Below are 25,751 nucleotides of genomic sequence, written 5' to 3'. Positions count from 1 at the left end.
AGAACGTCTCTCTTGTTTGGCTCTAAAAGCTTACCAAGAAAAGTTAAGGTGGATCGGACGCGATCGCACTAACTTTCCTATTAACCTGAATGTCGCTAAGCTATGGGTTTATGGCACTAAATTGCCTACTACGAACTTGAATATCGCCAAGCTATGTGTTTATGGCACTAAATTGCCTACTACGAACCTGAATATCGCCCAGCTATATATTTATGGCACTAAAGTGCCTACTACGAACTGTGTTATACTGGCGTCGAGTCTTGAGTTTATTTATTTATAACCTTTACACTATAAATTTTTGTATCAATATTTGAAGCAAAAAATACCCGACAATTTAACCAAGAACTTCAACAAATTGGACAGATATCCCCGCAAGCCTTTCAGCAGCGATACGCCAGTCGAGCTGAGTATTTGCCTCAAATTAGTTGGGATGTGACGACGGCGAAGTTTTGGGATGAATTTAATTTATCACCAGAGGATATTTCTCGGCGGTATCGGGATCAGATAATTCCCATTCAACCTCGTGATGACTTTCGCCTGAATGCGGAAGAATTAGCGATTTTTCAACGTAATGGCTTTGTCGTCAGTGAACGGATGAGCGCTCCTAGCTTTGCCGCTATATTTTATAACATTTATAGTCGGGATTTGCCTGTGTTTGTCTCTAGTGATGCGTTACTTCATGCATGGCATCGGTCTTATGATGCTATGTTGGAGGAATTAGAAGCCGAGTATTTGGCGCGATCGCTGGATGAAATCTTAGCGGGTATGGCGCAGAGGCTGCCTCAATTACGGCAGGAATATGGTACGGGTGTATTAGAGGAGAGTATCCTTGATGCCGATTATTTTATCGCCGTGGCGCGATCGCTACTTTCCGGGAATCGAGTTAGAGCCTATTTTAACCAGAATAGTCGCGTCGCTGAAACCCTTGATGCCATTGAATCTGGACAGCTTCAAGAGTTTAACTTATTTGGACGCGATCGCAGCGTTGATTTTTCCCAGTTTAAACCCCGTGGGCTTTATGATGACATTCTCTGGGATGGAAAGAAAGTACCACGTCGTATTCCCAGTAGTTTAGATGTGGCGTTTGCCGCGTTAGGTAATAATCAGATTGTCCCCGAATTAGTGGATCGGATGACGAATAGAGGAGGGCGTCAATTTAGAGATGGACTCAATTATCAACATCACTTAGCTGCTGTCAAAACCGTTGTGGATCAGCAAAATCCTGCCATCTGGGAACAAAACATCTACCTAAATTGGTTAGCCACATTACGGGAACTTTCAACACCAACCACCGAAGCGAAATACCCCGAAGCAATGCGGACAAAAGCCTGGGCAATGAAAACCCTAAATACCCAATTAGCCTCTTGGACGCAGTTACGCCACGACACGATTTTATATGCCAAACAATCCTACACTGGTGGAACTCGTTGCTTTTACCCCGCCGGATTTGTTGAACCCAGACCAGAATTTTGGGAACGGTTTGAGAGGATGGTACAGTTAGCCGCCAAACAGATTAATCAAACCAGTTTTCCCGGTTCATCTCGCCAGATTCAGGAACAACAAGTCGAATTTTTAGAGAACTTTGCGGAAAAATTAGCCATCCTGAAAGGCATTGCCACCAAGGAATTGGCACAGCAGGAACTTAGCCAAGCTGAGACTCAATTCCTCAGAAATATTGTGGAAATTGATGGCGGTTCAGGAGGTCCTTATTACAGTGGTTGGTATCCGTCTTTATTCTACGAAGAACCCAAGGATTCTAATAGTTGGGATGCCATTGTTGCCGATGTACATACGGATGTTCCCGATCCCGTTTTTGGTGATCCGGGGGCGGTACTGCACCAAGGAGTAGGGAATGTAGATTTGCTGATGATTGCGGTGGATAATGGTGAAGACAAAATGGTGTATGCTGGACCCGTGTTAAGCTATTATGAATTTCAAATGCCGGGAGTTGTTCGCAAATCGGATAGTGAATGGCAGAATGATATTAAGGAGGGAAATGTTCCCCCGCGTCCCGAGTGGACGGAGGGTTATCTGGTGCCAGGGAAAGAGGAAAGACAATCTCGGTTTTAACGGGTTTGTAGTAAGGGCTAAAGCCCTAAATTTTGGGGGCGCAAGGCTTGCGCCCCTACCTGCCTTTTGCCATGTCAATAAAACCGACTTAGACAATTTTCATCAATCAAAACGATTACATTTATTGACATAGGATGTGATCGTGTTTAGCGCCCCGACAAAAATCAGTCAACATTAGCCGTGTAGGGGCGACCCGCCTGCATTAATCAAAAACACCAATCTATTCAAGTTAGTCGGGTCGCCCTTTACTCAATTTTGTGGGTTACGGTGGATAGTTAATGTAACGGTTACGTCCCATCATTAACACCAATCTATTCAAGTTAGTCGGGTTGTCCTCCACTACAATTTGGTGGGTTACGGCGGATAGTTCATTTAACGGCTACGTACCATCATTCAGTTCCCGCCTAACCCACCCTACAAAGACTGGTAATTCCATCAAATTAATTGGCTTGGTGTAAGATAACCATTTTCACGTTTAGCCATCTCCCCTCGGTGTGTTTGCAGTCAAAGCATCCGGTTCGCGATCGCTTTCCCTGGGAACTGTATAGGAGAACCTATTGTGCTTTCCTTTATCATGGTATCCCTAACCTCCGGCATTTACCCCCAGGTAACCCTACCCAACACCACTCCCATGGCTAGTGAACCCCTCGACTACCCCTTTCTCCTACTCACCCATCTCGTCTGCGCCGATCGCCAAATTCATCGGGAAGAGTCGAAACTCTTGCATGAATTGGCAGATCAAACTCAGGTGGGAAAACAGACAATCCAAGAAATGGAGAAAATTCTCACCCAAGAGAAAACCCTCCTCCCGGTAGAGGACATCGCCCAGCAAATCCCAGAGGAACAACAACGGGAAGCCATGCAGCAACTCCTGGCGCTGGCTTATGTCGATGGACTCTTTTCCCCTCTCGAACAGCAAATGATTGCACAGGTGGCGCAAATTTGGCGCTGGGATGCGACAGAGGTGGAACAGATGCTAACTCAAGCCCAAACCCTGCAAGCCAATCGGCAAAAAGGCAGGGATTCTCACACCGAAAAACTCTCACTCAGCGCGATTTTACTCATGGGTGCAGAGTCTATCTTATCCCGCACCTTAATCGCCAAACTCGCTACCTTCGCCCCCGAAACTCTGGGACGCCGCATTGTCCAATTGCAACGACAAATCCTCTTAGCTGGACCCGATTACGAAGAAGCGGTACAACGCAATAGTATGATCGCTGGGGAAGATTATCGCTTCGCTGAAACCGCACTCACGGATACTGAATCCACGTTAATCAGCTTAAATCAAACCCTACAACTCACCCTCGAAAACCTCCAGAAAACCATTAAAAAGCAGCCAACGAACCCAACCACGAAAGAACTGATCAATCACTTAAATCAAACCCAAAAAACCTTAGCCACCGAGATTGGGCAAGAATTAAACTCTGTACGCGAATCCCTGTGGGCAAAACAACGCGCTCTGCACCATTTTAGTCTTGCCTGTATGGGGAAAACCAAAGTCGGCAAAAGTACCCTCCATGCGATTATTATTGGTGAAGGCTGGGAAGCGATTGGTAGTGGGGGACAGCGCACGACTCGCTTTAATCGAGTGTATGATTGGAAGAATATTCGCATTATCGATACCCCAGGAATTGGCGCACCGGGAGGGAAAAGCGAAGAAGAAATTGTCGCCAGTGTGATTGAGGAATCGGATCTGATTTGTTATGTTGTTACCAATGACAGCATCCAAGAAACTGAGTTCCAATTCTTGCAGCAATTAAAAGCCAAAGCAAAACCCTTACTTATTCTGCTCAACCTTAAATATAACCTACGTGATCCGCGTCGCTTAGATTACTTCTTAAAAAATCCTGATAAACTCTTTACCTCAGAGGGAAGTAGTGGGATTGCTGGACATATTGATCGCATCCATCGCTATGCCCAAAACCATTATGCCAACGACTACTTTGATATTATCCCCGTCATGCTGCTAGCGGCGCAAATGGCAAGGGAACCCGAACACCAAGCCAATCGGGAAAAACTGCTCAAAGCTAGTCGCATCCAGGACTTTTTAGACTCCATCCGCGAATCCCTAGTTAAGCATGGCGCAATTCGGCGATCGCAAACGCTTCTGGGTTCCACTGTGGGTACGATTGAACGCCCCTACCACTGGATGAGTCAGAAAAGTCAAAGCTATCAACAATTGAGTACTACCCTCACCCGTCAACGGGAAACCTTACAGGCGCAAATTAAACAAGCGGGGAAGGATCATCTGGAATTTCTCCAGTATCAAATTGCCAGCATTTTTCAAGATATTTTCAACAGTTTACCCGATTTTGCTGAATCCAATTGGAATTTTAGTCAGGAAAGCTTAAGACAAAATTGGGACTATAAACTGCAAGCCCTGGAAATTGATGATCGCCTGCAACACGCCTATCAAACAACGGTGCAAAACTTTAACCGGGATGTAGAAATCGCCTTATCCGAACTGGGAACAGACTTACAATTAATGGCTCAGATGGGTGGGGATAATCTCCGATTTTTCCCCAGTATTTCTGATCTGTACAGCGATAATGCGGCACAAATTGGCGGTAGTTTCCTGAGACTCTCCCAAACTGTCGTTACTCATTTTAGTCCCCCGGTGAACAAAACAGTGATGATGGGAGCAGTTGTGCTCAATAGCATTTTGGGCGTTTTTACAACTCGCGAACAAAAACGCCATTTTGCCGTTCAACGGTTGTCTAAGTTATTAGTTCCTCAAATTCGCGAGAGTCAGCGCCAGATCACCGAACAAGCGGCTGATAATTTTCGCGGCTATTATCGCCATGTAGCAGGTAACCTTATGCAGTATATTGAGGGACTGATTCAAGAATTTGAGCTAATGTCAAAGCAGTTTCATCAGCCTCAGCAAAAACTCAATGATACGATTAATCGGCTTAATGTCGCCTATGGTAAGCGGATTGTCGATTGGTGTCAAGGAAACTATGAAACCTTAACTGAAGCCGGAATTAACAAAACAATTACCCAAGTAAAACGGGAGTTTGGTAAACAGATTAATATTCAAACCAAATTTCAAGTCCAATCTTATCTAGACAGCCAGGAAATTAATCGAATTTTGCAAGAAGATGTGTCTATGCATCGCCTTCAGTAGATGAGGGAGTTATCAGTTATCAGTTATCAGTTATCAGTTATCGGGAGATAGGGAAAATTGTGTAGGGGCGGGTTTCACTACTATCTTTTTGGTTACACCCAGATGTAACTAAACCCGCCCCGACTGTACATAAGACATAAGACAAAGGACGAATGACGAATGACGAATCAATTTAAATCGGTGGTTGTCGCGTCTAAGTTAACGACAGCCTGTATCAAATTTGACAAATATCTGGCGAAAATAAACCAAACGCCTCTAACTGAAATTCGTCAAAAACTACGCCATGAACTCAATACCTATCGCCATCAAGGAATGCTGAGTGTTGTGGTGGTGGGACAATATGGGGCGGGAAAATCTACCCTCATTTCAGCTTTAACAGGGCGACGGGATATTGCCATTCATTCAGATATCACAATGGATCAGATCACCCATTATAATTGGCAGGGAATAGAACTTATCGATACCCCTGGACTCTTTACAGAACGGCAGGATCATGATGAAATAACTTATGGCGCGATCGCGAAGGCAGATTTGTTGGTTTTCTGTCTTACCTCAATGCTATTTGACGCCATAACGGTGGAAAATTTTAAGCAGTTAGCCTACCATCAGGGCTATCACTGGAAAATGATGCTGGTGATTAATAAAATGTCTGATGAGGCGGGTGATGATAGTGAAAAAATGGCTAACTACCGCCGCAGTTTGACGGAAGCCTTACATCCCTATAATCTTGATGAATTTCCGATCTGTTTTATTGATGCAAAAGACTACTGTGAAGGAATCGATGCAGGGGATAAGTTTCTGATAGACGTGAGTCGTTTTTCCACCTTAATGGAGACATTGAATACTTTTGTCGAACAGCGAGGGTATTTGAGCCGATTTGATACACCCATTCGCATCGCCTTAAGCTGTGTGGATGACGCGCAATTCCACATCAGTCGTACCACCCCCCAAGACTCCGTATTCTTAGAAATTCTTACCCGCCTAAATCGAATTCTACACCAAGAACGCCATCGCCTGCGTACCAAGATTCAGGGGATAATTCTGCGTCTATCTGCCGCGATTATTCAAGAAGGGGATATCCTGCAATTAGCCTTGGGTAGCCAACTTAACTTTGAACAATTGACTCAGCGAACGGAACTGAATATCCAAAAGCATTATGAACAAGCGGGACAACAAATAGCTAATACTCTGAAGCAGGCGATGATATCCCTGCACGAGCATGTCGGTACAATCTTGAAAGGAAACCTCGTGAAAATTTTGCTAGAATCATGGGAAAATATTCAACAGAATACTGAAAATTTAGATAACTCTAAAAAGGCACAACGCATCCAGCATCAACTGTATTGGTTGAAAAATTTTAGGGATACCGTTAAGATGATCTCAGAAAACTCTCCCCAGAATTTAGCCGAGTTTCAAGTCAAACCTTGGCAGACGGTAGAAGCAATGACTCCGATTGTTCATATCTCGCATTTCTTGAGTTCAGCGACAATCCTTTTCTCGGAAAAAGCTGAATCAGATAGTCGGGAATCCACAGCACAGATGGAAAAGCAAATGAACGATATTATCCGTTATATTACAACTCAATTTCAGACAATTGCTAAATATTTAGAAAATCAAATTAATCTTAAACTGTGGGAAGTAGAGCAACAAACCTATCGCCAAATTGAGCAACAAATTAGCGTAAAACGGCAGCAAGAAATAGACGCGATCGCAGGTTCCAACAAAGAGGTGAAACAATTAGCTGAAATTCGCCGTGACTTTGAGCGAATTTTGCAGTATATTAGCAAAGAAACTGTAAATTCAGCGGCTGTCTCAGGAACAGATGACAGGTAATACAAAATTCAGTTTTGTTGTTTGATGAAACCGGAGAACTGAGTTTGGAAATTACGCGGGAGGCGGGACAGTTGGTGGCGGATAATAATCCCACAATAGTGAGGGTTAATCCAGGGGATAAAATTATTATTCGCAAAGCCTCAGAGGTGGGACGATTAGTATCTGATTAAGTTTATAGTTGCGATGTCTTTGCCTCTTCCCAATGAGCGATCGCGTATTTTTACCAAAAGTTAATGATCCTATTATACCAAATCCGCCTTTATTACCCCCTTTTGCCACGGCGATTGAAATCGCTGCTACACAAACAAAGTCCGCCTACGCGGACTAGGTTATAACGGGGGTAGCTAACCCCGATTTGGTATTACTTATCTACCCGTTAACAATCTTTTATCTGGATAGATTAGTCGGGTAATTTAGAGTAAATTGGGATTGTAGGAATTATCCCGGTTTATTGTAGGGGCGAGTCGCTGTTCATAGTAGGCGGTGTTAGAATTAACTTGTCTAGACTCGCCCTTGTCTAAATGTAGGCGGTGTCAGATAATTCTCGATACCCGATCCCTAGTGACCCGATAAAATAATTATTATTGCTCTATTTTAGGCGTGCCACGTCAGTTTATGGCGAAGACAGCGCAACTACGAACTTAAGGGTTGATGAAGTCTAGATGAGTTCCTTCCAAGCGGCGTAATTCATCGGGAGTTCCCGTTAGTTTGAGTTGTCCATTCTCTAGGAGTACAATCCAATCGGCGCGGTTAATCACGCGAGGGCGATGACTAATCATAATTGTGGTTTTACCTTGGCGATGAAAGAGTAATTTGTCTAGAACTTCTGCTTCGCCTACGGGGTCAAGAGCGCCTGTTGATTCATCTAAAATAAGTATCGGGGGCTCAGTGACAATTGCCCTAGCTATGGCTAGTCGCTGTCGTTGTCCCCCAGAAATATTCGCACCGAATTCGCCTAAAACCGTTTGATACTTATCGGGAAGTTGATTAATAAATTCATCAGCATTGGCAATTTGACAGGCGGTGACAATTTGCTCAAACGTGGCGTTGGGATAGCTGAAGAGGAAATTCTCTAAAATGGAACGACTCCAGAAATGGGGTTCTTGGGGAACCAGGATAACCTGCTGTCGTAAACAGTCCAAGGAGAGATCCTGGAGATTATAAATGCCAATGCGAATATTGCCCGATTGCAGTGAATAGAGGCTGGCGATGAGTTTGGCTAAGGTGCTTTTACCACAGCCAGATTTACCGATTAATGCAGTGACTTTACCGCCAGGAATGGTGAGAGAAAAATCCGTGAGTAGGTTCACTCGTCCGGTATGATGAAAGTTAAGATTGGTGCAGATAATATCCGCCGCGTCGGGAATTTTGGCAAAGGGTTTTTTGCTGTCATCTGGGGTTTCTGGAGTGGCGTCGATGACTTCAGTTAATCGTTCGGTTGCGGTTTGAGCACGGGTGAATTCATCCACAAAGGTAATTGTGGTTTTAATGAAGCTGGTAAAGTTACCATTCATGCTGTTAAATGCCAGCAATTGACCGATGGTTAATTCATCTTCAATGACTAGGCGACTCCCAAACCAGAGTAAGGCAATACTACCGATACTGGAGACTAATCCAGAGAATACATTATTATAAATGCCAATTTGAATCGTGCGGAATGTAATATTAGCAAGGCGACCAAAACGACTTTGAAATTCCTCCCAGGCTTGGGGGGCGGCGTTGGTAGTTTTTAGGGTGAGTGCGCCTTTAAAGGTTTCGACTAAAACTCCTTGGTTTTCGGCATCGGTGACTAAAAGTCGGCGGGTTTTCTGTTGTAGAGTGGGGAGAAAAATGATTGTGGAAAGAGTCATTAACACAGCAATCACCGCCGCCGCTATTGTCAGTTTCCAGCTATAGAACAGCATGAATCCCAAGGAAACCAGGGCAATAAAAAACTGACTGGGGAGGCTGATAATGGCTTGGGAGACGAGTTGGTTAATTTCACGGATATCGCGGAGACGGCTGACGATTTCGCCACTACGACGGGATTCGTAGTAACTTAAGGGAAGGCGTAGAATTTGCCGTCCGAATTCCAGGACGAGTCCCAATTCTAAGCGTTGAGCAAAGTGGGCAATGAGGTTCGATTGTACGAGTTGGAGGCTGCTTTGCACCAGGTTCATGATCATCACCGCAACTACTACTCCGGTTAGCAATTGGGTATCCCCCTGTACCAACACTTCATCGGTGAGAATTTGAATGAAAAAGGGGTAAGCTAGGGAAAGTAAACCGAGAACTAGGTTAATTAATAAGGCTTCGCCGAGAATTCCTTGATAGGGTAAAACTCGCTTGAAGAAGCGGAGAAAACCACTGGGTTTATCGCTATCATCCGGTTGGCTAAAAAAGCGACTCGCATCGGGTTGGAGTAAAAGCATTACCCCATTAAACCAACCTTGGGCGAGTTCGGTTTTGGACAGATAACGGATACCTACACCGGGATCAGCGATGATGTATTTTTTGCCCCGTTGTCCATATAATACAACCCAGTGATAGCCTTTCCAGTGAATGACGGCGGGTAAGGGGGCTTGATCTAATTTGTCGAGGATTTCCGGGGTGGCTTTAACGGAACGGGCGTTAAATCCTAGGGCTTCCGCGCCTCGTTTTAATCCCAATAAAGTGGTTCCCTGTTGTCCCGTACCAACAGCTTCTCGGATACGACTAATGGTAAAGGTACGCCCGTGATGTTTAGTAATCGTCGCCAGACAAGCAGCACCACAGTCTTCTTCGCTGTGTTGGAGAACACTCTGATATTTCTTCACTCCTTATTGCTAACTCACTTAACTTTTATACGTCCTATGGTTAAGTGTACAAACCTTTGGGCATAGGTCATGGCATTCTATCATGTCATTACAACCTCCTCAGACTAAATGCTCATAAAATTTGAACACTGCTTGAATAATCAAAATTAACGTTTTATCCCAGCTAGACATTGCTGGTATTCTAATGGCTATTGTTGAGTTCTGGAGACTCCAACACCAGCACCGAGGGAATATAATTAGGTTGGGCTAATCGCAACAGTTGATAACCAATTCCTGCCAGCCCCGTCATCAATCCTGGTGTTTCGACGCCTAAAGGTACTCCACACAGCCAGCCATATTCATCGATACTCTGGAGAATCATCGCGCTCAAACGGTTCAGATGATCCTGCCATTGAGGATCATTGAGGGTAAGACGGGCTTGCAGTAATAATTCTAGATTACCCAGATCACCGTGACACAAGGAATGATTCATCCCGAATCCTTGAGTAAGCGTGGTTTTGAGGGCGGTGTCGATTTCTGCACGAGTTTCGGTATCCTCCAGATGAGGCATAGAGCGCAATCGAGCTAATCCAATTCCTGGCGCTCCGTGACACCAAGCCGTCATATAATTGACTTGTCCTGGGTTTCCAGAAAGCACGGTAGTCTCAAATTCGCGTAGATCGGGCCAATTCCCGACATCTGAGGAAAAGAGACTGCGTTCATAAGCGATCGCATCCTGTGCAGCTTCCTGAAATCGCTCCTCCCCTGTGACAGCAGCAAGTTCCAGCAACGCCCAGGCTATCCCAGCTGCACCGTGGGAGAATCCTGTCAGGGGCTTTTTGCCCACACCAACGGGCATCCAACCCATCCCCACCGCCATCGTTTGAGCGCAAGCCAACAGGCGATCGCCACATTGAATAGCTATATCAAGTGTGCGTTGAGATGGATTGCAATGATACAGACTCAGTAAACTGCCAATGCACCCAGCCGCACCGCCGATTATATCGAATTGTTCGTCTTTTTCAATTCGTTCTGTGAGATGATCGAGTAATCCTTCCGCCTCAGCTAAGAGTTCCGGTTGCTGCCACAGTACACTTAAATGGGTAAACGTGTAGATAATCCCGCCCCAGCCACTGAACCCCCCAATCGAGGGAATCGATGATGGATTTTCCGCTATCTGATGTTGAATGGAACTTAAGGCAACTCGTGCCAATTGAGTGTAGCGTTTCTCCTTTGCGATCGCGCCCAGATAAGCTAAGAATAAAGCAATCCCTGGTATACCATCATAGAGATCCATCCCCAAGGGTAACAATGTCCAATGGCGTTCCTTAATCAAGGTTAACCCCAGCCAGGTAACATCTTCCTCACCCCGCAAGGCTAAGGTTTCCAAGCGATCGCCAATTCGACAAGCCGCCGCTAAAAGTTGTTCGCCAGTGACACGAGTCTGGGTTTCCTTAAGATGATACCTTGTCCATCCTGCCCGATCTGCATCCACTGACAAGGTTGTCAGGGAAGCCTGAATAAACCACAGTTGGCGAGTTAAATCCTCTGCACTCAGTTGCTGTAGGCGGCGTCGCACCCGTGTCATTCCCGATTCGGTGAAAAAATCAGCAATTTGTGGGTTGGTTAACCTCTCCCCCAGCCTCTTTTTATCTCCCCTTACCCCCCTTTGAAAGGGAGGGATGGAGGGATGGGTACTCCGCCACAGATGGCGGGAATTGGGGCGTGTGGTAAACATCGGGATATCACCCTCCCACAAATCATCGCGTTCAGCCGGAATTACTTTTGTCAGATGCGGGCGACGGGTAACCTCTTGCCAAAGGCGATCAAAAAAGCGATCGCGATCTAAGGCATTTCGTAACAAGTCGGGATGAAAACTATCCTGTAATAGTAACCCATAAGTTTGGGTGGGGCGCAAGATCACCCGCACTTCATCCTCTGCAAACCGGGTTAATATGCCATGGTCTGATAATAACTCGTCTCGGTGATTCAGGAGTAACTGATAAATATCCCTAAACCCAGTTGCGATCGCGTCGGTGTAGTCGAGGACATTAACCTCAGTATCATTAAGCTTAGGACGATTCTGACTTCCTGGCATCGCCATCCGCTCTTTCGTCAACCGCATCTCATCCGTACCTGTTCCCACCCAAGACGGTACAGGATTTGGCGTCATCTGCCCTGGGGCACCCCCTAAACCACTGAAGTCAACCCCCTCAGATTCCCGATTTGCCCAAATTCGCTGCGGTAGTAATCCTACCCGTAAAACTGAATCAACCATCCTCTTACTGGCAACAACGAATGATTTTTGAGTATCAAATCCCTCACTTTCCGGATGAAATAGGGATTCTAAGTCAATTAGAACTGGATCTTCCCCGGCTGCGATTAAATTTTCCTGGTGGAAATCCATTGCTTCCATAGCATAAAGTAATGCCAAGTAGCCCCCTTGCCGTTGGTAAAAACGCTCAACGGCTTCTGGGGAATTACAAGCTTGGGTGCGAACAAATTCTACCCAGCCGTAGGTATGGCGATTCATCACATTTAGGGTGCGAAATGGGGGGTGATTGCCCCGTTCATTTAGCCAAGTGAGGAGTTCCTGAAAATGCACGTCTATTGCTAGAGATTTTGGCTTATAGACTATCTGAAAACCCGAACTAAACTTAGCAATGATTACCGAACGCCCGCCTCGATGTTTGTCTCCTGCACCTGTATCTACTTGTACTAATACACCTGGATCTGTTTCTGGCGTAAATGTACTGCCAATAGCCTCCCAATCAGCACAAAGATGTTGGATAAATTCCAGGCTAAATCTGACCCAATGATTAATACAGATAACCACTTGTCGAGCCAGAACCGGGTACTCTTGGAGTAGAGGGAGGGAAATGTCGCGGTAAGCGAAGCTATTCCGCAGGAAATCGCGCAAGCGTTGTAAGAAGCTGAAAAAGCGTTCCTCTGGGGTATCGCCCTGCAATTGTCCTTGTAGACGAGCCACATTCAATTCCAGCACCATTGTGCGACTCAACCTCCACAGCAATTCCCCTGGCAGATTGGCAAATAGCAACCCGGCTACTGTATTGGGGTCAAAGGGCAAATCTGATTGGTTCTGAATCAGCGATTCAATTCCTTTTTTTAGCCGCTCAATCCCTTGGTTGATTAGCGGCTCAATGGCGTACAAAAAACCCGCTTCTTTTTGCTCTCCCAACTCTTCTGGAGGCGGGATTACGCTAGCATTAGCGTCAGTATAATTGGCAAATCCATCTGCCAACTCCTGTAGCCAATCGGGAACATCAGGTAAACGATTTTTTACCGCTTCCATTGGCTCACCGAGGAGGTAAATAAATTCATCCTCAGTCATGCCATCAATTGCCAGACGTTGAGCGAAGTATGAGTCTGTGTTGAAAGGGGGTTGTGATTGCCAGCGCTCTCTTCTACGCTCAGCTAAATCCGTATCAACTTTGCTATTCTCTGTATTCCTTTCAACTGAATTCAGCGATGCCATGCGTTCAATCAAGGTGACGGCTTGATACCAGGCGGAAGATGGGACGTTAGGTTTATCTATCGTATCCATGGCAGGAGTAAATTCGGCAAATTATGTAAACTTATGTTAATCCTAAACGCAGCTAGCAGTGGTACTTCAGACTCATTAAATCCTCAAAAGCAACCCCATTATAAACCTGAGTTGATGTTAATTAGTTTTAACTATTTTTAATATTTTTTGATTTTTAGCTAACTAAGCCAAAATACTTATTGACGGTTAAAATCTTGAAGTTTACAGTTTAGTTGATTGAGTTTGTTGACGATTATACAGTAGTAAAATATTATGTCACACATTGATATCATCCGCGCTTGGAAAGATGAAGAATATCGCAGGAATCTGAGTGAACAGCAACGGGCGCAGTTACCGGAGAACCCGGCTGGGCCTATGGGAGAACTAACAGAGGAACTAACAGATACGGAGATGGAAGCGTTAAAGCGAGGACATGATACCAAATAGGAACATTCAAGTCTGAGTCAATCCTCTAATGTATCGCCCCTCTAGCAACGTGCATTTTTGTTGGGAGCCTGTTAGGAAAAGCACATAACGATCGCTCAAGCTAACCCTAAAGTTGGGTTGCGTACCTCAACCCAACCTACAAAGGTGAAATGCTCCTCTTTTTGTTCAAATTCGTAGGCAGAAAACTTGCTTGGTGGCATAGCCACATGCTGGGTACTCGTCTGTTTTAAACCCGAATACTGCTGGCAAATTGGCTACGAATTTACCACCAGCCACAGCTTGCGCCGCATCATCCGAAAGTTCAATCATGCCCGCTGGATTTTCGGGCAGTTGGCTACGCTCCTCTTCGCTTAAGCTGTTGCGATACTCCTCATCCTTCCAAGCGCGAATGATATCGATATTAGACATGGTTTTAATCCTTAATTTTTACTGCACATAACTGCTTCGTTTAGACAGTTTAGCAGCCGACAAGCATTTTGAGCAATAATTTTATATTTCGTTAAATAGGAAGGTGTAAATCAGTATTTAAATGTAAACAAATATAAATCTTTGAAAATTCTCAAAACCACCGTGATAGAAGAGAATTGGCTAGTCAAACAACTAGATTGAGTAAAAATACTGATTGAAGTTTTTTGTCATTGGATTTAAAATTTATTGTTTACTAGACTTGATTTGACTCCTAGACAGTAGGACAATCTTACCTTATGTCAAACCATGGTTGCTCCATCATGGTATCCAGAGCAGGAGTCATGAGCATGAATTAAATCCTGGTTTAAGTAGAAATACTCAGTCATTTAGCAGGAGAGATGTGTGACTGATAGTGCATTAGTAGAGGTAGAAAAACATTTGTTCTAGATGATCAATGTGGAGATAAAGATTGAGATAGAAAGACCGATAATTTATGAGTAGAGGTAACAGATAATGGAGAAACCAACAGAGCAGTTTGTGGGAAAACTGGGTTCAAGCCAGGAGTTGACAGATGCACAGATGGAAGCAATTAAGGGAGGTGGTATTTCAGTACCTTTACCGCCACCTAGTTTGAAGATAAAGCAAACTGGTGTTTTGTCGAAGCTAGCCGTGATATTTCTGTATCCTTAACGCCTATCTGATTAGAAACCTCTGTTCGATATAACTGAGGTGTAACTGAGATTTTGCCATTCTGCTAATAAACCAGAAGTAACCGTGAGGTGGGCAAGAGCAAATAATAATGATACAAGTGTTTCAAGCTTTATAATGCTTGCCCACCCTACATGAAATTGACTGACGATTGACAGGTAGGGTAGTCAGCAATAAGTAGTAAATGGATAAATAATCTTATGCCACACATAGATATCATCAACGCTGGGAAAGATAAGCAGTACTACAGGAGTTTGAGTAAAGAGCAACGAACACAGCTACCGCAGAACCGGACTGGACGAATTAAAGAACTAACAGATGCACAGATGGAAGCGGTGACTGGTGGGTATGCACCCTTTCAAATTAGTATAACCGATCAAGATCCCGGCACAATAGCACACATTGATAAGAGTATATTCACAGGAGACTGGTATTTTGGTCAGAGTGTAATCGATTAACCAGAAGATACTTAATTAGAAATATTTATCTAAATTGGAAAAATAGTCGTTGGACAATCCTCGTCTAGTTCCGAACTGCTACTATGGCATACAGCGATTTTTCATTGACTCAGGTTAAAAAAGCTTTTGGACTAACCGAACAATCGGTTCAGCTTTTCAGTGATGTCGCCACCTTAGAACCAAGTAATTGGCTACAGGAAACCCTTAGCTACAGCCTTAAATTAGCTCTGTCTTCCTCCAGTGAAAAAGCCCGATCCGAATTTATTATTGCCCCCATTTTAATTGAGCTAGAACGACGAAATCCGAATAAACTATCCATCTATTCTGGCGAAAAGCTCGATGTAGACGATGAGCAAGGGTTGAAAGGAGAATGTGATTTTATCTTGGCTAAAAGTCCCGTTTCTCTGACGATGCAGGCTCCGATTGTGTCTTTGGTAGAAGCGAAGAAAAGCGATATCAAAGGTGGTTTAGGTCAGTGCATTGCTCAAATGTTGGGAGCGCAACGCTTTAACGAGCTAGAAGATAACTCAATTTCTAGGATTTACGGCTGTGTAACCACGGGGGAAGATTGGCAATTTTTGAAGCTAGAGGGCAATTGTGTTTTCGTGGATAACCCGCGCTATTACATCAATGAACTGGAAAAACTGCTGGGCATTTTCCAATTTATTGTGGATAGTTATGAACTTTGATACTGAAGGAAACGTTGTCAGGGAAGCATGAATAAACCACACTAATCCTCCCTAACCCTAAAAAAAGACCCCTCCCTAACCCTCCCCTTATCAAGGGGAGGGAACTCACTTCAGGGCGATGGAAATCGAATAACTTTGCTTTGCTATCCCCCCTTGGCAAGGGGGGATAAAGGGGGGTTAAGATTAACCTGAATGGGATGGGCTTTGATAATCTAAAATTTTGCTTGCTAATTTATTATGCTCAGTGAATCTAACCCTCAGGTTCTCCGCCCGATTCAAAGCGATGAGTTTCTCCCGCCAATCAGTCGCTGGACAACCCTTGGCGGACTGTTTCTAGTGGGAACCTGTGGAATCGCTGTAGCTCTTGCCGCTTTCACCAAATACAATATTACCGTAAAAGCCCCTGCCACAATTCGTCCAGCGGGTGAATTGCGTCTGGTACAAACCGCCACCCAAGGAACCGTGAAAAGTATCCAGGTAAAAGAAAACCAACCTGTTAAACAAGGGGATATTATTGCTACCATTGACGACTCCCGCCTCCAAACTCAAAAAAGCCAGCTACAAAGTAATCTGAAACAAAATCAACAACAACTTAGGCAAATCGACGCCCAGATTATTGCCCTAAATAAACAGATTAGCGCCGAACGCGATCGCACCCAACGCACCATCGCTTCCGCCAAAGCTGAACTCAACCACACCCAACGGGATTATCGAGATAGACAAATCACTACCCAAACCTCAGTTCAAGAAGCCGAAGCCAATTTAAATCAAGCCAAAGAAGATTTACAACGACAACAAGCACAGCTAAAATCAGCTCAGGCGAATTTAAAGTCCACCGAAGCCGCCTTAAACGCCGCCAAAGCTAGACGCGATCGCTACAAACCCATTGCTGAATTGGGCGCCCTGTCTGAGGATCAATTCCAGGAAGCCCAACTCTCTGTCACTCAACAAGAACAAGCCCTGGAAGCCCAAAAAGCCACCGTTGAAGCCCAAAAACAAGACATCGAACGATTCGCCTCCGCCGTCGATGCAGCCCAAGCTAGACTAGCAGGGGCATTGGTCCACCTGAACCCCAGTAATGCTACCGTCGCCATAGCCCTAGAGAAAATCGCCCAAGAACGCGCCACAGGCGAAGCCAGTCTATCCCGATTAAACCAAGAACACTCACAACTAATCCAGCGTCAGGTGGAACTCCAGAACCAACTCAACCGAGATAGGAATGAACTCAAACAGGTGGAAACTGAACTCACGGGTACTGTGATTCGTGCTTCAGCTTCTGGGATTATCCAACAACTGAATCTCCGCAACCGAGAACAAGTCGTCAATTCAGGAGAGGCGATCGCACAAATTGCTCCCAGTGAAGCGCCCTTAGTGATTAAAGCCCTAGTACCCTCTCAGGATATCGGTAAAGTAAAAACAGGTCAACGGGTGCAAATGCGCGTCTCTGCCTGTTCCTATCCCGACTACGGTACGCTTCCCGGGACAGTTAGCACCATTTCTCCAGACGCGATCGCACCTCACTCCAATGGTGTTAATACTTCTGTGGGCAGTAATACAAATACAGCGAGTCCTGCTTATGATGTGACAATTGAACCCGAACGTTTCCAGTTGAATTCTACTGGGCAAAATTGTCCGATTCAATCGGGTATGGAAGGGAGAGCCGATATTATTACCACATAAGAAACGGTTTTGACCTTCATTCTCACAAAAGCGAGATTACTGACTGATTTATAAGCACCACATCAAGTGAGAAATGTTAAAGTCGCATAGTTTACATGCAAAAACGTCATTTTGGCTAGTATTATGTATCTTAAGTAACTAGATGAATTGGGCATTCCCTATAGATTATAGATTGGTTCCAGAAATTTATTTCCTGGCTATACGATGAGCGCGAGATTACCCTTAATTTAGTGCCATTCATCAATCTCAATGAATGTAACTTATGAGGGTAGAGAATATAGATGAATTGCAATTGACAATTTTATTGAATGATCATGAATCAACCCACCTATCTCGGTAAAGTCTATTTAGTCGGCGCAGGTCCTGGAGATCCCGGATTATTTACCCTCAAAGGTAAAACCTTGTTAGAACATGCTGATGTGGTGGTTTACGACGCTTTAGTCAGTGCGCCTATTTTGGCAATGATTAACCCGAAGGCGGAAAAGATTAATGGAGGAAAACGGCGCGGGCGTCATTCATTACCCCAGGAACAAACCACACAGTTGCTAATTGAAAAAGCCAAAACTAATGCCGTTGTGGTACGCCTCAAGGGGGGTGATCCCTTTGTATTTGGGCGCGGTGGGGAAGAAATGGAGGATATAATTCGGGCGGGTGTGTCGGTAGAAGTGGTTCCAGGTATCACGTCGGGGATTGCAGCACCCGCTTATGTGGGGATTCCCTTGACCCATCGCCAGTATAGTTCATCCGTCACCTTTGTCACCGGTCACGAAGCCGTAGGTAAATATCGCCCCCAAGTCAATTGGCAGGCGATCGCACAGGGAAGTGAAACCATTGTAATCTATATGGGGGTGCATAATCTGGGCAATATCGTGGCACAACTTACCGCCGCCGGACGTTCTCCAGCCACCCCCGTGGCTCTAATTCGCTGGGGAACCACACCGCAGCAAGAACACCTAATTTGCACCCTGGAAACCATTGTGCAGCAAGTAGAAGCAACTGGCTTTGAAGCGCCTGCGATCGCGGTTATTGGTGATGTTGTTAATCTACAGCAAATTTTGAGCCAATGCCAACCTATAATTTTTAGTTAGGATTAGTGAATAGTGGAAATCGCTATACTCGTCCTAACGGGGAAAATTAGCTGTAGCCATAAAGGACAGATTTAACGGCTCTGGCACCCACGTCACCATAATACACCTTCTGCCCTCTGCCTTCTGCCTTTTGCTATCGATGGTCAATTCCGGGTCATCCACACCCAAAAACAAGTTAATGCGCTGGTGGGAGTCCCTAACTCCCCAATCACGGTTATTAGTCATCGCCCTGGCTGCACCCTTGGCGGTGTTGAATGCATGGGCATTTTCGGAAATTTTCGCTTATTTTCAATCCCTACTTGTCACGGTATTAGTGGCTTCTCTGTTAGCATTCCTGTTGAACTATTCAGTAAGTTGGTTGGAAAGCCTGGGAATTAAGCGAGGATTAGCCGCGTTATTCGTCTTTCTAGTCGCGCTGTTGCTGTTGTTTGCAATTGGCGTAACGCTGTTTCCCCTGGTTATTACTCAAGCCCAACAACTGGTGAGTCGTTTACCCGAATGGTTCGATTCCGGGCGGCGTCAGCTTATCATGCTGGATCAGAGGATTGAAGATTTAGGTTTGCCGATTAGTTTGGATGGTTTAATTATTCAAATTAATGACCGACTTAAAGCACAACTGCAAATTATTGCCTCTAAATCCTTGAATCTTACCCTAAATTTAGCGGTGTTTACCGTAACTAAGGTTTTGGATGTATTATTAACCATTATTTCCACATTTTATTTACTTCAGCATGGTCACGAAGTCTGGCGTAGTTTAATTGATTGGTTACCTAAGAAACTGCAGAAATCGGCGTCAAACACCCTACGTTTAAGCTTCCAAAACTACTTTATCGGGCAGCTAATTATTGCCACCTGTATGGCGTCGGGGTTAATTTCGCTATTTGTCTTACTTAAAGTTCCTTTTGGTCTGCTATTTGGCTTTACGATTGGAGTCATGGCACTTGTTCCCTTTGGCGGTTCTGTGGGTATAGCATTAGTCACGCTACTTGTAGCATTGCGAGATATTGGCTTAGGGGTTCAGGTATTAGCGGTGGCGGTGGTTTTTCAGCAACTTGTGGAAAATTTATTAGCGCCGAGAGTTTTTGGTCGTGTTACAGGATTAAATCCGTTCTGGGTGTTTATTTCCCTGTTAATTGGGGTAAGGGTGGGAGGATTATTGGGCGTGATTGTAGCGGTACCCACTGCTGTTGTGATTAAGGAGGCTTTGGGGGAGGTAAGAAAGGCGAGAAAGGATCGCAATACCGGGGTGAATCCATCGGCTGAGTTGGTTCAAGATATGTAGGGGCGCACGCCCCGTGCGCCCAGAAAGGCTGTAGGATTAAATCTGTTAGTCATTATTTTTTTTTAACGCAGAGAACGCAGAGGTTTACGCAGAGAACGCAGAGGGAGTTAGTGGTGTATGGCAATCGGTTGTAATTTTAAGGCTAAAGCCCTGACTACGAACGTAAGGTAAGAGTTGATGAGAGTTTAAGGGTTTTGTTGTGTCCTGTGTAAGGCAAAGTATGAACGCATCCAATCGGCGATCGCTGATTCGGTTTATTCTGTTAGGTATTATTGGCTTGGCTTTGGCGTTAGGGCTGGCGAATTGTGATAGTCCCTCTCCCCAAACTAGCGATAGTCCCACGATTCCTGCTGATACCCTAGTTTATGGTTCGGGTGGACAACCGGTGAACCTGGAACCGGGAAATATTACCGACGGTAATTCTATTGTTGTACAGCATCAAATCTATAATACCTTGCTGAGTATTAAACCGGGAACCACGGAGTTAGAACCAGGGTTGGCGACGGAGTGGATGGTATCTGAGGATGGGAAAACGTGGACATTTAAGCTACGCGAGGATGTTAAATTTCACGATGGTAGCGATTTTAATGCTGAAGCGGTAAGGTTTAATGTAGAACGTTGGTGGAATCCCGACAGTGAGTTTGGGTATCGGGATGCAGGGAAAAATTACGAGATTTGGGCGAATTTGTTTGGCGGGTATAAGGGAAGTCCGGACTCAATTTTACAAGATATTGTTGTCGCGGATGATAATACCATTGAGTTTATCCTTCAGCAACCCTTTGCCGCATTTGGGGCGGCGATATCTTCGAGTTATTTTGGGATTGCCAGTCCCGATGCGATTAAACAAGCGGGGGCGGATTATGGCACTCCAGCATCCTTGGCAGTGGGTACGGGACCATTTATATTTAAAGAATGGCGGACTGGCGATCGCATTGTTCTAGAAAAGAATCCGAACTATTGGAAACCTGAGTTACCGAAGTCTAATCAGTTGGTGATTCGCTTCATTACTGATCCCTCGGCACGGTTAGCTCAATTACGAGCAGGTACGATTAATTTTACGGTAGATTTATCCCCCGATCAACTAGCCGAAATTGAAAATGATGCCAACCTAGACGCCGTATTTCGCCCCTCATTTAACGTCGGCTATTTGGCGCTAAATCCCAGCTATGAACCCCTTTCTAAGGTAGAAGTACGTCGTGCGATCGCGCAAGCTATTAACACCTCAGAAATCGTCCCCGCCTTCTGGGGAGAATTGGGTCAACATGATAATCATTTTACCCCACCGTCTCTCTCGGAGTATCAGTCTGAGCAAATTATCAATTATCCCTACAATCCTCAACAAGCCAAACAACTGATTGCTGATGCAGGGTATCCTGATGGCTTTGACCTGGATTTATGGTATATGCCCGTCAGTCGTCCCTATTTTCCCACACCCAAGCCCATCGCGGAAGCGATAGCCGCCGAATTAAGTGCAATTGGGATTAACGTCAACTTACAAACTAAAGATTGGGCAGCCTATTTAGAGGATCGGCGAAAATCACCAGGATTTCAAGCCTTTATGTTGGGATGGACAGGAGATTATGGTGATCCCGATAACTTTTACTATGCTCATTTTGGTCCCGGCGCAACTGAGGATTTAGGCGGCTGGAAAAATGAGCAAGTTCTCCAGCTTTTAGAACAGGGAAGGGCGACAAATGATCAAGCAGAACGAACTCAAATCTATGCCCAAGTCGATGAAATTTTAGCCCAAGAAGCCGTCCGATTACCCATCGTTCACTCCCAACCCTTATTAGCTAAACGCAAAACTGTTACCGGGTGGACACCCAGTCCCCTAGGTTCAGAAACGTTTGAGACATTAATTAAAATGTAATACCGTAAGTCGATAGACACTAAAACTAGGGAGTCTAGATGAGACAATAAATCCCTAAAACCCTGTAGAGACGTTGCATGCAACGTCTCTACAATCTCGGCAATTGGATCTCATCGCTGCTGGGAAAGTCTCGAAGGCGGGTAACGGGGAAGATTCCCATTGCGGAATTTATCAGTTAAGGTGGTAGAGGTGGAAAGCTGCGAGAGACTAGCTTGAGTCGTGCCAAGTTAAGAGATGCCATAATCCTTTTCGGGTGGCTTTGAGTGAGGACGAGATAGAATGACGGATAGAGCAGAATTACTTGAAATTATCGATAAGGCAGCCCGTGAAGGGGCAACAGAGCTGGATTTGTCGGGTATAGGTATCACAGAGATACCGGAATGTATTGGTCAATTAAATAACCTTCAAAGGCTGGATTTAGATTATAATCAAATAAAAGAGATACCGGAATGCATTGGTCATTTAACCAACCTTCAATACCTGAATTTAAATGGTAATCAAATAACAAAAATACCAGAATTTATCGACTATTTAATCAAGCTTAGAAAGCTGATTTTAGGTGAAAATCAGATAACAGAGATACCGGAATGTATTGGTAAATTAACTAACTTTCAATTGCTGATTTTAGGTGAAAATCAGATAACAGAGATACCGGAATGTATTGGTAAATTAACTAACCTTCAATTACTGGCTTTATGGGAAAATCAGATAACAGAGATACCGGAATGTATTGGTAAATTAACTAACCTTCAATTACTGGAGTTATCGAAAAATCAGATAACAGAGATACCGGAATATATTGGTAAATTAACTAACCTTCAAAAGCTGGCTTTATGGGAAAATCAGATAACAGAGATACCGGAATGTATTGGTAAATTAACTAACCTTCAATTGCTGGCTTTAGATAATAACCCTCTTAACCCTGTTGTCAAAAGCGCCTATCAAAGCGGACTAGACGAACTAAAAGCCTATTTAAGAAGTATACAAGAACCCGACCAACGTGAAGAGTTTTACGAAGCAAAATTAGTTTTAGTCGGTGAAGGCGGAGTAGGAAAAACCACCCTGCTGAAAGCACTAACAGGTAAAGACCCTCAAACCAATGAACCAACTACTCATGGAGTTGATATTGAAATTCAAGCGCTCCATCTACCCCATCCTCAAAAAGAAAACGTTGAAATTAAGCTGAATGCTTGGGACTTTGGTGGTCAGGAAGTCTATCGTGTTACCCACCAATTTTTCTTCAGTAAACGTTCCGTCTACTTACTCGTTTGGGAACCACGCCGGGGTGTGCAGCAATGCCAAGTGGAAGACTGGCTAAGACTGCTACAGCTGCGAGTTGGCGATGAGGTGCGTGTAATTATTATTTCTACCTATTGCCAATCCGGTCAACATATTGCACGCATCGATAAACCTGTCCTCAAACGCGATTTTGGTGACATGATTGTTGGCTTTCATGAGGTGGATAGTTTAGTCGATGACCCCGCTACTGGGGAAAAGGTGGGTATTGAAAAACTCAAACAAATCATTGCTGAAACCGCTCAATCGTTTGACCAAATGGGAGTGGTGCTAAATAAAGCATGGCGAGAGTCACGGGATGCACTCTTGGCAATTAATAAACCTCGGATTTCCTACACAGAATTTACCACAGTCGGCTCAACTCATGGTCTAAATGATATTGCCACAAAAACCTTAGCTGACTTGATGCATGATTTAGGGTATATCGTTTACTACAGTGAGGATGAACGGTTACAGGATGATGTGGTATTACAGCCAGAATGGTTAACTAAAGCTATTGGTTTTGTTCTAGAAGACCGCACCACTCAAGAAATGGATGGTATCTTATCGGATAATCGCTTACTAGAGGTATGGTGGAACCATCCAGCCGATGGGAAAACTCGCTACCCGTCAGAATTGTATCCCTTCTTCCTGCGACTGATGGAAAAATACGATGTCTCCTACCGTTTAGAAGACGGAACCGCCAGTATAGTCGCGCAACACGTACCCCAAATTCGTCCCAATCTCCCCTGGCTACCGGAGGAAGAACCCGCGAATAATCGGCGTCGAATTGCTACCGTTTGTGTGATGGAAGAATCGCCACCGGGACTAATTCCCTGGATGATTGTTCGCACCCATGACTATATCTATCAACGCCATGAACCGGATGGGAAAACTCATCGATTACACTGGCAAAAGGGGATGTTCCTGCGGAATAAAACCCATGGCGAGGCGATGCTGGAATTGCGAGACAGAGAACTTCATCTGTATACTGAGGCGGTGTGGCCCGAATACTTTACCAATATACTCCAGCAAACGCTACAAAAGCTGATTTCGGATACTTGGCCCGGATTGGAGGGTCGTTATTATTTTGCCGTTCCTTGTCCCACTAAGATTCAGGGGAAAGCCTGTATGGGACGGTTTGAAATTGGTGCATTACGCCAGTTTCTGGAGGAAGGGGATACTCACTATCCCTGTCAGTTTTGTCGCACCCGCCACAAAATCATTGATTTACTCTTCGGTTTGGAAGAGGAAGATACGAGAGAACAATTGAGTCGCATTGAAATTAAACTTGAGCGCGGCTTTACCGAAATTCAGCAGAATCTCCAGGAATTTGAAAGCCGCATCGCCAACTATGTAATGGGGATTATGCAAGCCGTCGCCAGCGAATCTAAACGGGGACCGCGACTGTTTACCCTGGAACCGAGGGAAGGGAACTGGCGACGGTTGACGAGTAAAAAGTATCGGCTGCATTTGTGGTGTGAGGAACCGAATTGTCAGCATCCTGTTCATGATATCGATAAAGGAATTTATGAGTTTAAAGCGCCGCGTGAATGGGTGGAAAAAGTGGCTCCCTACGCTAATTTGATTGCGGGGGTGTTGAAAACATTAACCCCAATTACCGCACCCGCCGCGAATATGTTTTTTGGCGAAGAGTTTATGAAAGTCAGTAATCTTCAATCTCAATTGGAGATAATGAAGGAGTTAACCAATACGATTCTCAGCGATAACAAACTCCTGATGGATGGAACCGTCGGGATGCGAGATGGCTTACTTACTCAAGCGGAACGTTCGGGAATTTTGGCGTTACATTCTTTCTTAAATGAGGAAGATACTCATCATCAACGGTTGGGACTTAAGCGACTTCCAACCTATACCGGGGACTACCTTTGGTTATGTGAAAAACACTATCAGAATCGTCAGTCGAAAATGCCCCAGTTCTAACTTACTTTTCACGCCATCTAGAAAAATCGATATAAAACCGAATCCGAATGGTAGTGACTTTAGAGTTTGTAGTCAGCGATGCGAGCGCTTATGGCACTAAAGTGCCTACTACAAAACCAGCTTAAGTCAGCGACATTCGACTTAAGGCTTGGTGGGCAGTGCCCACCCTACTAGATTCCGTTGGGTTGAGCGAAGTCGAAACCCAACCTACAACTTACAAAGGATGTAGTGGCATGGCACACCTGAATTGATGAATTACCATTGTAGGGGTGCACCGACGTGCATCTGTGTCAACTTAAGGGGAAAAGCTTTCCGTGTGAAATGTTGAATCTCTTTACCTTGAAAATAAACCCCCATAATACCCCCATGCTAAGGGGGGAACTGTTACATTTCGGTTCCCACCCGATTCGCACCCCGTTATAAGGGGAGGCTTAGGGTGGGGTCAGATAAAGGTATTGCTTTCTTTTTTAGCTTAAGTTGACACCAATGACCGACGTGCGCCCATTTTAAACGTAAAAAGCATCATAGGATACAGACTTGAGGTGAAAAACTTT

16 protein-coding genes are annotated in these 25,751 nt (G+C 44.8%); 13 read left to right on the top strand and 3 right to left on the bottom strand.

Going from position 1 to position 25,751, the window contains the following annotated elements; translation table 11 throughout:
• Positions 1-411: 411 nt before the first annotated feature.
• From RID09_RS22490 to RID09_RS22475, 4 genes are all read left to right on the top strand, one after another.
• On the top strand, positions 412-2,070 hold the full coding sequence (locus tag RID09_RS22490) for a DUF3160 domain-containing protein (RefSeq protein WP_446338146.1): 1,659 nt from the start codon (positions 412-414) through the stop codon (positions 2,068-2,070).
• A gap of 559 nt (positions 2,071-2,629) precedes the next feature.
• Positions 2,630-5,197, top strand: coding sequence for a GTPase (locus tag RID09_RS22485; RefSeq protein WP_446338145.1), 2,568 nt, complete (start codon positions 2,630-2,632; stop codon positions 5,195-5,197).
• A gap of 159 nt (positions 5,198-5,356) precedes the next feature.
• Complete coding sequence (locus RID09_RS22480) at positions 5,357-7,030, top strand: GTPase (RefSeq protein ID WP_446338144.1); 1,674 nt, start codon at positions 5,357-5,359, stop codon at positions 7,028-7,030.
• A gap of 14 nt (positions 7,031-7,044) precedes the next feature.
• On the top strand, positions 7,045-7,200 hold the full coding sequence (locus RID09_RS22475; RefSeq protein WP_446338143.1) for a hypothetical protein: 156 nt from the start codon (positions 7,045-7,047) through the stop codon (positions 7,198-7,200).
• 471 nt (positions 7,201-7,671) lie between these two features.
• Here RID09_RS22475 and RID09_RS22470 read toward each other — a convergent pair whose 3' ends face one another.
• Together RID09_RS22470 and RID09_RS22465 are read right to left on the bottom strand one after the other, a co-directional pair.
• Positions 7,672-9,825, bottom strand: a complete 2,154-nt coding sequence (locus tag RID09_RS22470; RefSeq protein WP_446338142.1) for a peptidase domain-containing ABC transporter — start codon at positions 9,823-9,825, stop codon at positions 7,672-7,674.
• Between the two features lie 181 nt (positions 9,826-10,006).
• Positions 10,007-13,369, bottom strand: a complete 3,363-nt coding sequence (locus RID09_RS22465) for a type 2 lanthipeptide synthetase LanM family protein (RefSeq protein WP_446338141.1) — start codon at positions 13,367-13,369, stop codon at positions 10,007-10,009.
• A gap of 252 nt (positions 13,370-13,621) precedes the next feature.
• On the opposite strand from RID09_RS22465, the gene RID09_RS22460 reads away from it, so the two are divergent.
• Positions 13,622-13,795 (top strand): mersacidin/lichenicidin family type 2 lantibiotic, encoded by a 174-nt coding sequence (locus RID09_RS22460; RefSeq protein ID WP_446338140.1) that lies wholly within the window; start codon positions 13,622-13,624, stop codon positions 13,793-13,795.
• A 165-nt stretch (positions 13,796-13,960) separates the two neighbouring features.
• Here the strand turns inward: RID09_RS22460 and RID09_RS22455 are convergent, their stop codons facing one another.
• Entirely contained in the window at positions 13,961-14,203 is a 243-nt protein-coding gene (locus RID09_RS22455; RefSeq protein WP_446338139.1) for a mersacidin/lichenicidin family type 2 lantibiotic, read from the bottom strand.
• Positions 14,204-14,716: 513 nt separating this feature from the next.
• Between RID09_RS22455 and RID09_RS22450 the strand changes: the two genes are divergently transcribed.
• The 8 genes from RID09_RS22450 to RID09_RS22415 all read left to right on the top strand — a co-directional run bounded on the left by RID09_RS22450 (position 14,717) and on the right by RID09_RS22415 (position 25,197).
• Positions 14,717-14,893 (top strand): hypothetical protein, encoded by a 177-nt coding sequence (locus RID09_RS22450; RefSeq protein WP_446338138.1) that lies wholly within the window; start codon positions 14,717-14,719, stop codon positions 14,891-14,893.
• A gap of 218 nt (positions 14,894-15,111) precedes the next feature.
• The gene (locus RID09_RS22445; RefSeq protein WP_446338137.1) at positions 15,112-15,369 is read left to right on the top strand and encodes a mersacidin/lichenicidin family type 2 lantibiotic; all 258 of its coding nucleotides are present in this window, start codon (positions 15,112-15,114) and stop codon (positions 15,367-15,369) included.
• Positions 15,370-15,452: 83 nt separating this feature from the next.
• Positions 15,453-16,058, top strand: a complete 606-nt coding sequence (locus tag RID09_RS22440) for a hypothetical protein (protein WP_446338136.1) — start codon at positions 15,453-15,455, stop codon at positions 16,056-16,058.
• Positions 16,059-16,295: 237 nt separating this feature from the next.
• Positions 16,296-17,738: an HlyD family efflux transporter periplasmic adaptor subunit gene (locus RID09_RS22435; protein ID WP_446338135.1), complete on the top strand. Its 1,443-nt coding sequence runs from the start codon at positions 16,296-16,298 to the stop codon at positions 17,736-17,738.
• Between the two features lie 314 nt (positions 17,739-18,052).
• Positions 18,053-18,826, top strand: a complete 774-nt coding sequence (cobA, locus tag RID09_RS22430; RefSeq protein ID WP_446338134.1) for a uroporphyrinogen-III C-methyltransferase — start codon at positions 18,053-18,055, stop codon at positions 18,824-18,826.
• Positions 18,827-18,965: 139 nt separating this feature from the next.
• On the top strand, positions 18,966-20,108 hold the full coding sequence (locus RID09_RS22425) for an AI-2E family transporter (protein WP_446338133.1): 1,143 nt from the start codon (positions 18,966-18,968) through the stop codon (positions 20,106-20,108).
• Between the two features lie 220 nt (positions 20,109-20,328).
• A complete protein-coding gene (locus RID09_RS22420) occupies positions 20,329-21,978 on the top strand; it encodes an ABC transporter substrate-binding protein (RefSeq protein ID WP_446338132.1) in 1,650 nt (549 codons plus the stop codon).
• A 279-nt stretch (positions 21,979-22,257) separates the two neighbouring features.
• Entirely contained in the window at positions 22,258-25,197 is a 2,940-nt protein-coding gene (locus RID09_RS22415; RefSeq protein ID WP_446338131.1) for a leucine-rich repeat domain-containing protein, read from the top strand.
• Positions 25,198-25,751 lie beyond the last annotated feature (554 nt).

Origin of the sequence: Coleofasciculus sp. G1-WW12-02, from assembly GCF_040219735.1 — a bacterium.
Classification (GTDB): Bacteria; Cyanobacteriota; Cyanobacteriia; order Cyanobacteriales; family Coleofasciculaceae; genus Coleofasciculus.
Note: the sequence above shows the minus strand (reverse complement) of the source record. Positions and strands in the feature narration are given on the sequence as shown.